11 protein-coding genes are annotated in these 14,354 nt (G+C 59.1%); 7 read left to right on the forward strand and 4 right to left on the reverse strand.

The features are described from left to right. Nucleotides 1-70: 70 nt before the first annotated feature. Nucleotides 71-889, reverse strand: a complete 819-nt coding sequence (tcdA, locus tag BMY54_RS20950; RefSeq protein ID WP_093436616.1) for a tRNA cyclic N6-threonylcarbamoyladenosine(37) synthase TcdA — start codon at nucleotides 887-889, stop codon at nucleotides 71-73. Nucleotides 890-1,103: 214 nt separating this feature from the next. Here tcdA and BMY54_RS20955 point away from each other — a divergent pair, with 214 nt between their 5' ends. From BMY54_RS20955 to BMY54_RS20970, 4 genes are all read left to right on the forward strand, one after another. Beyond that, nucleotides 1,104-3,695, forward strand: a complete 2,592-nt coding sequence (locus tag BMY54_RS20955) for a glycosyltransferase (RefSeq protein WP_093436619.1) — start codon at nucleotides 1,104-1,106, stop codon at nucleotides 3,693-3,695. 152 nt (nucleotides 3,696-3,847) lie between these two features. Further along, on the forward strand, nucleotides 3,848-4,999 hold the full coding sequence (gene dapE, locus BMY54_RS20960; protein WP_093436622.1) for a succinyl-diaminopimelate desuccinylase: 1,152 nt from the start codon (nucleotides 3,848-3,850) through the stop codon (nucleotides 4,997-4,999). After that, nucleotides 4,999-5,808, forward strand: coding sequence for a putative RNA methyltransferase (locus BMY54_RS20965; protein WP_093436625.1), 810 nt, complete (start codon nucleotides 4,999-5,001; stop codon nucleotides 5,806-5,808). Before dapE ends, BMY54_RS20965 begins: the two co-directional genes overlap by 1 nt. Nucleotides 5,809-5,883: 75 nt before the next feature. Next, the gene (locus BMY54_RS20970; RefSeq protein WP_093436628.1) at nucleotides 5,884-6,261 is read left to right on the forward strand and encodes a hypothetical protein; all 378 of its coding nucleotides are present in this window, start codon (nucleotides 5,884-5,886) and stop codon (nucleotides 6,259-6,261) included. 72 nt (nucleotides 6,262-6,333) lie between these two features. Here the strand turns inward: BMY54_RS20970 and BMY54_RS20975 are convergent, their stop codons facing one another. Together BMY54_RS20975 and BMY54_RS20980 are read right to left on the reverse strand one after the other, a co-directional pair. Next, nucleotides 6,334-8,265 carry a hypothetical protein gene (locus BMY54_RS20975; protein WP_139213426.1) on the reverse strand — a complete coding sequence of 644 codons (1,932 nt, stop codon included), beginning with the start codon at nucleotides 8,263-8,265 and terminating at the stop codon, nucleotides 6,334-6,336. A gap of 229 nt (nucleotides 8,266-8,494) precedes the next feature. Beyond that, the gene (locus BMY54_RS20980; RefSeq protein WP_093436634.1) at nucleotides 8,495-8,704 is read right to left on the reverse strand and encodes a cold-shock protein; all 210 of its coding nucleotides are present in this window, start codon (nucleotides 8,702-8,704) and stop codon (nucleotides 8,495-8,497) included. Between the two features lie 237 nt (nucleotides 8,705-8,941). Between BMY54_RS20980 and plsB the strand changes: the two genes are divergently transcribed. The 3 genes from plsB (at nucleotide 8,942) to BMY54_RS20995 (ending at nucleotide 12,675) form a co-directional block, all read left to right on the forward strand. Beyond that, nucleotides 8,942-11,443, forward strand: a complete 2,502-nt coding sequence (plsB, locus tag BMY54_RS20985) for a glycerol-3-phosphate 1-O-acyltransferase PlsB (protein WP_093436637.1) — start codon at nucleotides 8,942-8,944, stop codon at nucleotides 11,441-11,443. 116 nt (nucleotides 11,444-11,559) lie between these two features. Then, entirely contained in the window at nucleotides 11,560-11,958 is a 399-nt protein-coding gene (locus tag BMY54_RS20990) for a YbaY family lipoprotein (RefSeq protein WP_093436640.1), read from the forward strand. Between the two features lie 27 nt (nucleotides 11,959-11,985). Further along, nucleotides 11,986-12,675, forward strand: a complete 690-nt coding sequence (locus BMY54_RS20995) for a DUF4197 domain-containing protein (protein WP_093436645.1) — start codon at nucleotides 11,986-11,988, stop codon at nucleotides 12,673-12,675. On the opposite strand, the gene BMY54_RS21000 is transcribed toward BMY54_RS20995, so the two are convergent. Continuing rightward, nucleotides 12,672-14,063, reverse strand: a complete 1,392-nt coding sequence (locus BMY54_RS21000; RefSeq protein ID WP_093436650.1) for a Fic family protein — start codon at nucleotides 14,061-14,063, stop codon at nucleotides 12,672-12,674. The genes BMY54_RS20995 and BMY54_RS21000 overlap by 4 nt on opposite strands. Nucleotides 14,064-14,354: the final 291 nt, after the last annotated feature.

Here is a 14,354-nt window from a genome sequence, read left to right on the forward strand (position 1 = left end):
ACTCCTACAATTGGAACGCATTCCCCCTGTAGGAATGAGCCTGCTCGCGATAGGTCCATCAGCCCCAGCATCAAACCTCAGGCTTAATGCGATCCGCCGGGCGCCGCACACCCGCGACAATCTTGTCCACAGCCTTGGTCGCCGCAACCATGCCGAACGTTGCCGTCACCATCATCACCGCACCAAACCCGCCGGCGCAGTCGAGCTTCACACCGTCACCGACAAAACTCTTCTGCAAGCAAATGCTGCCATCCGGTTTCGGGTAGCGCAGTTGTTCCGTGGAGAACACACACGGCACGCTGTAATGGCGGGTCACGGTGCGCGAAAAACCATAATCACGACGCAACGTCGAACGCACTTTCGAGGCCAACGGGTCGTTGAACGTGCGGTTGAGATCGCACACCTGAATCAGCGTCGGATCGATCTGCCCGCCCGCACCGCCGGTAGTGATGATCTGGATCTTGCGGCGCTTGCACCAGGCAATCAGCGCAGCCTTGGCGTTGACCGCGTCGATGCAGTCGATCACGCAGTCGATGTTCGGCGTGATGTATTCGGCCATGGTGTCGCGGGTGACGAAATCCGCCACGGCGTGCACCGTGCAATCCGGGTTGATCCCGCGCAGACGCTCGGCCATCACTTCGACCTTGGGCTTGCCGACGGTGCTGTCCAGCGCGTGCAACTGGCGGTTGGCGTTGCTGACGCAAACGTCATCAAGGTCGAACAGCGAAATCTCGCCGACGCCACAACGGGCCATGGCTTCCGCCGCCCAGGAACCGACGCCACCGACGCCGACGATCGCCACATGGGCCGCGCGCAAGCGCTCCATGCCTTCGATGCCATACAAACGGGCGATGCCTGCAAACCGCGGATCTTCTGTACTCATGACCATTACCCCAAAAACCGGCGCGCATTATAGGGCTACACAGCGACAAGTTTTAAGCTTCGAACTACAAGTGTAAGAACTTAAGTCAAAGTCGGCTGCCCAATGTCGGGCATTTCCCTGTCTGATGTACGACTTGCGAACTGCCGGTGTAGGATGCGCGCCCCTCGGGCGTATAGCCGACCGATCCTCCGTTCCACAGCCTTTGGAACCCGAAATAGCTATGTCATCGCGTAAATTTGGACTCAACCTGGTGGTGGTTCTGGCAATCGCCGCCCTGTTCACCGGTTTCTGGGCGCTGATCAATCGCCCGGTTTCCGCGCCGAACTGGCCGGAGCAGATCTCCGGTTTCTCCTATTCGCCGTTCCAGCAGGGACAATATCCGCAAAAAGATCAGTACCCGACTGACGACGAAATGCGCCGCGACCTGGAGATCATGAGCAAGCTGACGGATAACATCCGCATCTACTCGGTCGACGGTTCGCTGCAAGACATCCCGAAACTGGCTGAAGAATTCGGCCTGCGCGTGACGCTGGGGATCTGGATCAGCCCGGATCAGGAGCGCAACGAACGGGAAATCACCCGTGCCATCGAACTGGCCAACACTTCACGCAGCGTGGTGCGCGTGGTGGTCGGTAACGAAGCGATCTTCCGCAAGGAAATCACCGCCCAAGAGCTGAGCGTGCTGCTTGATCGCGTGCGCGCAGCGGTGAAGGTGCCGGTGACCACTTCCGAGCAATGGCACGTCTGGGAAGAACACCCGGAGCTGGCCAAACACGTTGACCTGATCGCTGCGCACGTTTTGCCGTACTGGGAGTTCATTCCGGTCGACAAGGCCGGCCAGTTCGTTTTTGATCGCGCTCGCGATCTGAAAAAGCTCTTCCCGAAAAAACCGCTGCTGCTCTCCGAGGTCGGCTGGCCGAGCAACGGTCGCATGCGTGGCGGTGCCGATGCGTCGCCGGCGGATCAGGCGATCTACTTGCGCACACTGGTCAACAAGCTCAACCGCCAAGGCTTCAACTACTTCGTGATCGAGGCGTTTGACCAGCCGTGGAAGGCCAGCGACGAAGGCTCGGTCGGCGCGTACTGGGGCGTGTTCAACGCTGCGCGTCAGCAAAAATTCAACTTCGAAGGCCCGGTGGTCGCGATCCCGCAGTGGCGCGTGCTGGCGATCGGTTCGGTGGTGCTGGCGCTGTTGTCGCTGACCTTGCTGATGATCGACGGCTCAGCATTGCGTCAGCGTGGGCGGATCTTCCTGACCTTTATCGCCTTCCTCTGTGGTTCGGTGCTGGTGTGGATCGGTTACGACTACAGCCTGCAATACAGCACGTGGTTCAGTTTGACCGTCGGCTTCCTCTTGGCGCTGGGTGCACTCGGGGTGTTCATCGTTTTGCTCACCGAAGCGCATGAACTGGCCGAAGCGGTGTGGATTCACAAGCGGCGGCGTGAGTTCCTGCCGGTCGAGGGCGACTCCAGCTATCGCCCGAAAGTCTCGATCCATGTGCCGTGCTACAACGAGCCGCCGGACATGGTCAAACAGACCCTCGACGCCCTCGCCGCGCTCGATTATCCGGACTACGAAGTCCTGATCATCGACAACAACACCAAGGATCCGGCGGTGTGGGAGCCGGTGCGCGATTACTGCGAAACCCTCGGCCCACGCTTCAAGTTCTTCCACGTCTCGCCCCTCGCCGGTTTCAAGGGCGGCGCGCTGAACTACCTGATTCCGCACACCGCCAAAGACGCTGAAGTGATCGCGGTAATCGACTCCGATTACTGCGTGCACCCGAACTGGCTCAAGCACATGGTGCCGCACTTCGCCGACCCGAAAATCGCCGTGGTGCAGTCGCCGCAGGATTATCGCGATCAGAACGAAAGCACCTTCAAGAAGCTCTGCTACGCCGAATACAAAGGTTTCTTCCATATCGGCATGGTCACTCGTAACGACCGTGACGCGATCATCCAGCATGGCACCATGACCATGACCCGCCGCTCGGTGCTGGAAGAATTGGGTTGGGCTGACTGGTGCATCTGTGAAGACGCCGAACTCGGTCTGCGCGTGTTCGAGAAAGGCCTGTCGGCGGCGTATTACCACGACAGCTACGGCAAGGGCCTGATGCCGGATACGTTTATCGACTTCAAGAAGCAGCGTTTCCGCTGGGCCTACGGTGCGATTCAGATCATCAAGCGCCACACCGGCAGCCTGTTGCGCGGCAAGGACACCGAGCTGACCCGTGGCCAGCGTTACCACTTCCTCGCGGGCTGGTTGCCGTGGGTCGCGGACGGCATGAACATCTTCTTCACCGTCGGCGCGCTGTTGTGGTCGGCGGCGATGATCATCGTGCCGCAACGAGTCGATCCGCCTTTGCTGATCTTCGCAATCCCGCCACTGGCGCTGTTCGTGTTCAAGGTCGGCAAGATCATCTTCCTCTACCGTCGCGCGGTCGGCGTGAACCTGAAAGATGCGTTTTGCGCGGCACTGGCCGGGCTGGCGTTATCGCACACCATCGCCAAAGCGGTGTTGTACGGCTTCTTCACCAGCAGCATTCCGTTCTTCCGCACGCCGAAAAACGCCGACAACCATGGTTTCTGGGTGGCGATTTCCGAAGCGCGCGAAGAGCTGTTCATCATGCTGCTGTTGTGGGGCGCGGCGCTGGGGATCTTCCTGGTCAACGGCATGCCGAGCAACGACATGCGTTTCTGGGTGGTGATGTTGCTGGTGCAGTCGCTGCCGTATCTGGCGGCGCTGATCATGGCGTTCCTGTCGTCGCTGCCGAAACCGGCGGCTGCAGCGGAACCGGCGCCGGTCGTCTAAATCCTCATCGAAGCACTAAACGGCGGCCAATGGTCGCCGTTTTGCTTTAAGATAACCGCCATTTTGCGGGGCTTGGCGGCGTTCGGCTCATTGGCCGAACCCAATTCCTGTAGGTTAGTCCGCGCCCACATTCATGATCTTCGGAGTTTTCCATGACGGCCCACGCCGACCTTTCGCCGACCCTCCAACTCGCCATCGACCTGATCCGCCGTCCGTCCGTGACGCCGGTCGACGCCGATTGCCAGAAGCAGATGATGCAGCGCCTGGGCGATGCCGGTTTCAATCTCGAGCCGATGCGCATCGAAGATGTGGATAACTTCTGGGCCACCCACGGCAACAACGACGGCCCGGTGCTGTGCTTCGCCGGCCACACCGACGTGGTGCCGACCGGCCCGGTCACGGCGTGGCAGATCGACCCGTTCAACGCGCTGATCGATGAACACGGCATGCTCTGCGGCCGTGGCGCAGCGGACATGAAAGGCAGCCTGGCGTCGATGACCGTCGCCGCCGAGCGCTTTGTCGCTGACTACCCGAACCACAAGGGCAAGGTCGCGTTCCTGATCACCAGCGACGAAGAAGGCCCGGCGCACCATGGCACCAAGGCTGTGGTCGAGCGTCTTGCTGCGCGTAACGAGCGTCTGGACTGGTGCATCGTTGGCGAACCATCGAGCACCACTTTGGTTGGCGACGTGGTGAAGAACGGCCGTCGCGGCTCGCTCGGTGCCAAGCTCACCGTCAAAGGCATTCAGGGTCACGTCGCTTACCCGCATCTGGCGAAGAACCCGATCCACCTCGCTGCTCCGGCGCTGGCCGAACTGGCTGCCGAGCACTGGGATCACGGCAACGATTTCTTCCCGCCGACCAGTTTCCAGATCTCCAACGTCAATTCCGGCACTGGCGCGACCAACGTGATTCCGGGTGATCTGGTGGCGGTGTTCAACTTCCGCTTCTCCACCGAATCGACCGTCGAAGGCCTGCAGAAACGCGTGGCCGATATTCTCGACAAGCACGATCTGGACTGGCACATCGACTGGGCACTGTCCGGCCTGCCGTTCCTCACCGAACCGGGCGCGCTGCTCGACGCGGTGTCGGCGAGCATCAAGGACATCACCGGTCGTGAGACTAAAGCGTCCACCAGCGGCGGAACGTCCGACGGCCGTTTCATCGCGACCATGGGCACGCAAGTGGTTGAACTGGGCCCGGTCAACGCGACCATTCACCAGGTCAACGAACGCGTTCTGGCCGCCGATCTCGATGTGCTGACCGAGATCTACTACCAGACCCTGATCAAGTTGCTCGCCTGATGCTCGCTTGCCCCATCTGCAGTGAACCGCTGAATACAGTCGACAACGGCGTGGTCTGCCCGGCAGGCCATCGCTTCGACCGTGCGCGACAGGGTTATCTGAACCTGTTGCCGGTACAGCACAAGAACAGCCGTGATCCTGGCGACAACCAGGCCATGGTCGAAGCACGCCGGGACTTCTTGAACGCAGGGCATTACGCGCCGGTGGCCAAGCGTCTGGCCGAGCTGGCGGCGAGTTATGCGCCGGATCGCTGGGTCGATATCGGTTGTGGCGAGGGTTACTACACCGCGCAGATCGCCGAGGCCTTGCCGAACGCGGATGGCTACGCACTGGATATTTCCCGCGAAGCGGTCAAACGTGCCTGCAAACGTAATCCGGCGATCACCTGGTTGATCGCCAGCATGGCCCGCGTGCCGTTGGCGTCGGGCAGTTGCCAGTTTCTCGCCAGCGTTTTCAGTCCTCTGGACTGGGAAGAAGCCAAGCGTCTGCTCAGTGTCGGCGGCGGTCTGATGAAAGTCGGCCCGACCAGCGGCCACCTGATGGAGTTGCGCGAACGTCTTTATGACGAAGTGCGTGAATACACCGACGACAAGCATCTGGCCCTGGTGCCGGAAGGCATGGCGCTGGCGCACAGCGAAACCCTGGAATTCAAGCTGACGCTGGACAAGCCTGAGGATCGCGCCAACCTGTTGGCGATGACACCTCACGGCTGGCGCGCCAGTGCCGAGCGTCGTGCGGCGGTGATCGAACAGGCCGAGCCGTTCGTGACCACCGTGTCGATGCGCTACGATTATTTCGTTCTTCAATAACTTTTGGTCTCGGGCGAGTGCCCGGGGCCGGCTAAATCCGCGAATGGATTTTTCAGACCCGCAGTGAGGACATCCATGCGCCAACCGGACATCGAGATTTACCTGAAAGACGCCGACGTCGACCACAAGGCCATTTCGGCCTGGCTGGGCGAAGCGTTGGGCCCGTGCAGTGACTGGGTACAGAAAGGCCAGACTTACAAGTGCACGGCCGGCAACGTGCCGGTGACCTGGCTGCCGAAAGCCGTGGGCAAGTGGAACAGCCTGTACCTCGAAAGCGACCAGACCCCATGGGACGACGACATCGCCTGCGCCCGCGCCGCCTTTGCTGCGCTAAACGTCGAAGTGCGTTGCGCGCCGGGGACGTGGGTTGAAGAGGAAGGTGAAGAGACGGCGGACCGCTGGATGCGTATCAGCGCAGACGGTGAAGAAGAAATCACCTGGAAAACCGCCTGAAAGCAAAAGATCGCTGTCTCGGACAGCGATCTTTCGACCTTGAAATTACAAGTTACACCCTGAATAGCTCCCTCAGTTCCAGTTGCCCACCGCTTGATCGGCTTTTATGAATTCAAACCGTGCGGAATCGGCAGTTGTTCGGGGCATCGTCAGCTTGATAATCGGTATTGCCTTGCTGGAATACTTGTAAAAATCCTCCTGGTTGAACCGGGCAGCCGCCAAACCATTACTCGTATAAAAGAATGCCTTGATTGGAATGGTCGTATGGATGTTCTGTGGCCATGTCGCCAGACGGATTTCATTCCACGAGTTGAACGACTCGGCCCCCATTAACTTCATGGCCAGTATTCCCTGATAAAACGCATTGGCTGCAAGCGTTCCCTGACCGGGTCGGACATTGAACCCACACTGCCGCTGGTATTTCCAGCCTGTGGGTCCTTGGTTGTAATGGGTGAGCCATCCTGCAGCAGTGGTAATTCCCTGCTGCTCGCATGAGCGACTGACCGTCGGATAATTACTGGATACACCACAGCCCTGATCGCCCCTTATATCACTGCCTCCGTCTATGGGAAAAATGCATAGAACCTGAACTTCCACACTCCCCGCCGGGCGCTGCTGAAGTGGAAAAAAGACGAAACCACTGGTGTTTGGATAGTTGGAGGGAAATCCTTTGAAGTGCGCATCTTTACGCAAGTAAAAAAATGAAACTCCTCCATTCTGCTGCGAAAGCGGACTGGGGTTCCAGGCGCGATAAGCCGTACCGTTGATCGTCGCCCGCAATATGACACCCGAGCACAACGCCGCTGGTAGCGAAGCACTGCCGCAATTTTGTCGTGTATCGGCGTACTGTGCATTGAGATCATTGGCAACGCGTTGCCCATCTCCTCCCGGCTCCGTACCGATTACCCGCACGGGCAGCGCTGACGAGGTAATCAGATTGCCCGCGCCACCCACCTTGTAGGTGTAAGTGAGGTTAAACGTACGACCCTTGTTTTCGGTGATCCAGGCTTTGGGCAACTTGAAGGTCAGCGTGCCTGCGGTGGATACGGTCTGGATCGGTGCATCACGCAACGCCACACCGGTCAGGCGCACGCCGACAGTATCTTTCGCTGCCAGGCTCGGATAACTGACCTGAACGTTGGCTTCGGTGCCGAGCGTGTCGACGTTCAACTCACCCGTCGGTGCTTCGACCACTTTGAATACGTTCTGGCCCTGAGCACTGACCACGCGAATGCTCAGTGGCGACGAGGTAATCAGACTGCCCGCGCCACCTACCTTGTAGGTATAAGTGAGGTTGAACGTACGACCCTTGTTTTCGCTGATCCAGGCTTTGGGCAACTTGAAGGTCAGCGTGCCTGCGGTGGACACGGTCTGGATCGGCGCATCACGCAACGCCACACCGGTCAGGCGTACACCGACGGTGTCCTTCGCTGCCAGGCTCGGATAACTGACCTGGACGTTGGCTTCGGTACCGAGCGTGTCGACGTTCAACTCACCCGTCGGTGCTTCGACCACCTTGAATACGTTCTGGCCCTGAGCACTGACCACGCGAATGCTCAGTGGCGACGAGGTAATCAGACTGCCCGCGCCACCTACCTTGTAGGTATAAGTGAGGTTGAACGTACGACCCTTGTTTTCGCTGATCCAGGCTTTGGGCAACTTGAAGGTCAGCGTGCCTGCGGTGGACACGGTCTGGATCGGCGCATCACGCAACGCCACACCGGCCAGGCGCACACCGACGGTGTCCTTCGCTGCCAGGCTTGGATAGCTGACCTGGACGTTGGCTTCGCTGCCGAGCGTGTCGACGTTCAACTCACCGGTCGGCGCTTCGATCACGTTGAATATCGACGGCTGCGCGGCGGACGTACTCTGAGTTTCGTTCTGTGGTGGTGATGACTGAACTGTCATCGCCGGAAAGCGGGGTTGCGCAACCTCCGAGGGAGTGGGTTGCACCGAGCATCCAACAACTCCCATTATCAGAAAAATCGAAACACTCTTCCACATGGCCGCTTTCCTCTCGAACAGACAACGCCCTGGAAACTCTGATTCACAGGGATTTTGTTCCGCGAAGGTAAGCGTGAGAAAAAAAGACGTCTACTGTCATAACTGACAGGGTGATTGTTTATACAGCATTGAGTTCAGGACTTTCTCGCCCCAAAAAAGATCGCAGCCTGCGGCAGCGCCTTCAGGGTCATGTGCACACCCGTAGACTGCGATCTTTTGATCTTCAAGGTTACAGGCCTACAACATCCTCAGCCTGCAAACCCTTCTCGCCAGTAATCACTGCGTATTCAACCTGCTGGCCTTCAGTCAGCGACCGATGCCCTTCGCCGCGAATCGCGCGGTAGTGCACGAACACGTCCAGCCCGTCTTCGCGCTGGATAAAGCCGTAGCCCTTGGCGTCGTTGAACCACTTCACGTTGCCGGTTTCACGTGTTGCCATCTGTTCATACTCCTTTTTTATTATTGGACAGGCTTTTCGCAGGAAAGCCTTTGCGGAACGTCAGCCTGCGTCCGACGTCCATAAAAGGCCCCCGGCGACAGACCGCCGAGTATATGACAGGTGCGGAAAGTCTCAACAGGAGATTAGTTCGCCGCTTTTTTGCCGATTTTCGCCCAATACGGCAAACTGTCGCCCTCCCGAGCAACCGCTCGGTTTATCCACTCACGCAGAAGCCGTATGACCCGTTCCCCGTTCCGCCGTCTAGTGTTTGGCACCTTGCGCCGACTGTTGTACCTCTGGGTTCGCTCGGAAACGATCAACCAGTCGTCGCTCACCCTCAACCTCGACCGCAGTCGTCCGGTGTTCTACGTCCTGCAAAACCCTTCGCTGACCGATCTGGCCGTGGTCGATACCGAGTGCACCAAGGCCGGCCTGCCACGTCCGGTGCTGCCGGTGTCGGTGGGTTCGCTGATCGAACCGGCGGCGTTTTTCTACCTGACGCCGGATCCGGACTGGCTCGGTCGCCAGGACAAGCGCGGCGCACCGCCGACCCTGACCCGCCTTGTCAGTGCCCTGACGCAGAACGCTGCCGAAGACGCGCAGATCATTCCGGTCAGCGTGTTCTGGGGCCAGTCGCCGGACAGCGAAAACAGTCCTTGGAAATTGTTGTTCGCCGACAGCTGGGCGGTCACCGGGCGCCTGCGTCGGCTGCTGAGCATCATCGTCCTCGGGCGCAAAACCCGCGTGCAGTTCTCCGCACCGATTCACCTGCGTGAGCTGATCGAGCACAACAAGGGCCACGAACGCACCGTGCGCATGGCCCAGCGCATCCTGCGCGTACACTTTCGCAACCTCAAAGCAGCGGTCATCGGCCCGGACATTTCCCACCGGCGCAACCTGGTCAAAGGCCTGCTCAACCAGCCGCTGGTCAAGCAAGCGATCCTCGACGAAGCCGAGCGCGAAAACATCTCGCCGGAGAAAGCCAAGGCCCAGGCTTTGCGCTACGGCAACGAGATTGCCTCGGACTATACCTACACCGCGATCCGCTTCCTCGAAGTGGTGCTGAGCTGGTTCTGGAACAAGATCTACGACGGCATCAAGGTCAACCACATCGAAGGCGTGCAGAAGGTCGCGCAAGGTCACGAAGTGATCTACGTGCCGTGCCATCGCAGCCACATCGACTACCTGCTGCTCTCATATCTGCTGTTCCGCAACGGCCTGACCCCGCCGCACATCGCCGCCGGGATCAACCTGAACATGCCGGTGATCGGCAGCCTGCTGCGCCGTGGCGGTGCGTTCTTCATGCGCCGCACGTTCAAGGGCAATCCGCTGTACACCTCGGTGTTCAACGAATATCTACACACGCTGTTCACCAAAGGCTTCCCGGTCGAATACTTCGTCGAGGGTGGCCGCTCGCGCACCGGGCGCATGCTGCAACCGAAAACCGGCATGCTCGCCATTACGATGCGCAGCTTCCTGCGTTCGTCGCGGATGCCGATCGTGTTTGTGCCGGTGTACATCGGCTATGAGCGCGTGCTGGAGGGTCGCACCTACCTCGGCGAATTGCGTGGCGCGAGTAAGAAGAAAGAATCGATCTTCGACATTTTTAAAGTCATCGGCGCGCTCAAGCAGCGTTTCGGTCAGGTTGCGGTGAACTTCGGTGAGCCGATCAAACTGGCGGAGTTCCTCGACGCCGAGCAACCGGACTGGCGCCAGCAGGAACTCGGCCCGCAGTACAAACCGGCGTGGCTCAACGAGACCACCAATCGCCTCGGCGAAAAAGTTGCGCAGCATTTGAACGAAGCCGCTGCGATCAACCCGGTCAACCTCGTGGCGCTGGCACTGCTGTCGACTACGCGTCTGGCGCTGGATGATCGCGCCATGGCGCGAGTGCTGGATCTGTATCTGGCGCTGCTGCGCAAAGTCCCGTACTCGCCGCACACCACGCTGCCGGAAGGCGACGGCCGTGCGCTGATCGAGCATGTGAAAGACATGGACCTGCTCGCCGAGCAGAACGATGCGCTGGGCAAGATTCTCTATCTGGACGAGCAGAATGCCGTCCTGATGACCTACTACCGCAACAACGTGCTGCACATCTTCGCGTTGCCTGCACTGCTGGCGAGCTTCTTCCAGAGCGCTTCGCGCATGAGCCGCGAACAGATCCTGCGCTACACCCGCGCGCTGTATCCGTACCTGCAATCTGAGCTGTTCATTCGCTGGACGCTGGACGAACTGGACGGTGTGGTCGATCAGTGGCTGGAAGCGTTCGTCGAACAAGGCCTGTTGCGTTTCGAGAAAGACGTCTATCTGCGTCCGGCACCAAGTTCGCGGCATTTCGTCCTGCTGACGCTGCTGTCGAAGAGCATCGCGCAGACCTTGCAGCGCTTCTACATGACCGTGTCCTTGCTGCTCAACAGCGGCCAGAACAGCATCAGCGCCGAAGAGCTGGAAGACCTCTGCACGGTCATGGCCCAGCGCCTGTCGATCCTCCATGGCTTGAATGCCCCGGAGTTCTTCGACAAGAGCCTGTTCCGTCACTTCATCCAGACAATGCTCGACCTCGACGTGCTGCGCCGCGACGAGGCCGGCAAACTGAGTTATCACGAACTGCTTGGCGAGCTTGCCGAAGGTGCAGCCAAACGCGTGTTGCCGGCGGAAATTCGACTGTCGATCCGCCAGGTTGCGCTGCATCGCAGTGAAGATGCTGCCGATCAGGTCATCACTCAACCCGAGACCTGATGCAAACCCTGTGGGAGCGAGCCTGCTCGCGAAGACGGAGTGTCAGACAACTGAAATGTTGAATGCTAAACCGCTATCGCGAGCAGGCTCGCTCCTACAATTGAATGGAGAACATCATGAAAAAACTGACTCTGCTCGCCGCCGCAACACTGCTCAGCGCCTGCCAGTCGACCACACCTGCCGGCAAGGTCGGCCTCGACGGTGAAGTGTTCTACCTGCAGCGCATCGCTCTGCCTCCGAGCGCGACCCTCAGCGTGAGCCTGCAAGACGTCTCGCTGGCAGATGCGCCAGCCGTGGTACTGGACGAGCAAAAAGGTCCGGTCAAAGGCCAGGTGCCGCTGCCCTTCCACTTGAGCTACGATCCAGCGCAGATCAAACCTGGCCACCGTTACTCGGTCAGCGCGCGCATTGAAGTCAACGGTGAGTTGATGTTCATCACCACCGAAAACCATGCCGTGCAACTCGACGGCAACGACCCGCAGCCGCTGAAAATCCGCGTCGACGCCGTTCGTTAATTCACTTTCTGCAACAAGGAAGCCGCCATGCTCCGCCCTACCCTTCGCTTCGCCGGCCTGTGCGCAGGCCTGATGATCTCCGCCAGCGCGCTGGCCCTGTCGCTCAGTGACCTGTCGCAAACAGACGCCACCGGCGGCCTCAAGGATGCCCTGACCCAAGGCGCACAAATCGCCGTCAAGCAACTGGGCACACCCGGCGGCTTCAGCAACAACCCGGACGTGAAGATCGAACTGCCGGGCAAACTCGGCAAAGCCGCGAGCAAAATGAAAGCCTTCGGCATGGGTGCTCAGGTTGAAGAACTGGAAACCGCGATGAACAAAGCGGCGGAAAGCGCTGTAACTCAAGCCCAGCCCATCCTCGTCGACGCCGTGAAGAAAATGAGCGTGGCAGACGCCAAAGGCATCCTCAGCGGCGGCAAGGACTCGGCCACGCAATACCTCGACAAATCCAGCCGCGAACAGATCCGCGCCAAGTTCCTGCCGATCGTCAAACAGGCGACCGACAAGGTTGGCGTAGCACAGAAGTACAACTCGTTCGCTGGTCAGGCTGCTGCGTTTGGCGTTGTCGATGCGAAGAGTGCCAACGTTGAGAATTACGTGACCGAGCAGGCGCTGAATGGCTTGTTCGAGATGATCGGCAAACAGGAAGAAACCATCCGCCAGAACCCGGCTGCTGCGGCGACCAGTTTGGCGAAGAAGGTATTCGGCACGCTCTAAGCAGTCAGAGCACGGGGGCGAATCCACTCGCTCCCGTGCTTCACTCCACGTAAGGGACTACGTAAAAAGAACACCCACTCTCGTCCCATCCTCTTTTTCTCAAAAACCTGTAACTGGTCCAGCCCCTTCAGAACCAAAACCGCCTCGCGGTGCGAGCAAACAAAATTTTCCGCCACATTGCTCGCTGTGAACTCCTTCGCCACCCCGTTTTTTGCCGCCTGATACACCGCGTGTTGTTTTTTCGTCATCTGATCGAAGCAGCCAGAATTCGTCAGCCAGCGCTCGAACTCTTCGGCGTAGGCCACGCTCTCGCGATAAACATCCGTAAACCCGAGCACCGCTCGCTGAATGACCGAACACTGGAACTCGATGAAATAAGTCAGATCCAGCTCATCCGCCTCTGTATGCAGATATGAGGGCCCGTATTTCACCGGCGCATTACGCAGTAACAAACTGATCGCAACGTAGCGAAACGCCGCAAACTCGTTCTTGAACATGAACCAGTAAAACAACGCCCTTGCGACCCGCCCGTTGCCGTCACGAAAGGGATGTTCGTAACCCAAGGCAAAGTGCAGCGTAATTGCCTTGATCAGCGGATGCAGATAGCTCTTCTCTTGCGGTGAGCCGTCGGGCAGGTTGACCCACTGCGACAGTCGCTCCAGCAGCAATACCAATCCTGCTGCAGGTGGTGGTCGGTGCACGGTGTTGCCCGCCCCGTCCTGAACGACCACTTCGTCATTGATCCTGAACACCCCGGGGGAATACTGCTCGTCATCAATGCCCTCGACCCCCACCCGATGAATCGCTGCGATCAGATCCACGCTCATGGGTTCGTAACGTCTCTCCCAGGCAAAATTCATCATCCGGTAATTACCCATCACCATGCGTTCATCCGGAGTACGGGGCAGACGCTGCTGCTTGAGCATGTCCTTGGCTACGCGCGTGGTGGTCGCCGCGCCCTCCAACTGACTACTGGCGATGGCCTCGTCTTCGATCAGATCGTTCAGCAGATAACTGAAATGCGCCCGCTCGCCGATCTGGCTGGTCATGAATTCCAGCGCGGCCGTACTGGCCTGCCGATCGACGATGGAGATGGTTTTCTGTGCCAAAGGGGTCAACAGATACTTGCCCCACTGCACCGGCTCGCCCAGCGGCAGAAGGTCGATGTACTGGGCCGCCCGCGCCTTCTTGACCAACGCCCAACACAGTTTGGCATCCAGCCCCGCCGCCCAGCGATAACGCAACGCTTCAAATGGCAGATAACGCCCTTGATCATCGAGCGGCTTGAGCAGCGCAAGATAATCCGCCAGACGATGCTTGTGGGGCGGGCGCACCAGCAAATCGAACACCGGGTCGGATCGGCCCTTCAAGGATGGAGGCTTTTTCATCAAGGCGGACTCAAGGACTCTGGAAAAGCAGAGGCTTGAGTACAGCATTAGCGGCACCCTGGCTCAATATCAGAGGTTTCTGAAAAAGATGTAGGAAGTCGCGGGAGCAGAGCGAGCAATGGATATTCAGACAGACAGGTAGCGACTGACGTGCTGTCATCGCTGGCAAGCCAGCTCCCACAATTTGAACTGGGTGCATTCAGGCAGAGGATCGTTGGATTTCAGAACGCCTTCGCGAGCAAGCTCGCTCCCACAGTTGGATTGCGTACATCTGCAAAAAACAGGTCGGCT

It is taken from the genome of Pseudomonas sp. ok266, assembly GCF_900110195.1.
Lineage (GTDB): Bacteria > Pseudomonadota > Gammaproteobacteria > Pseudomonadales > Pseudomonadaceae > Aquipseudomonas > Aquipseudomonas neuropathica.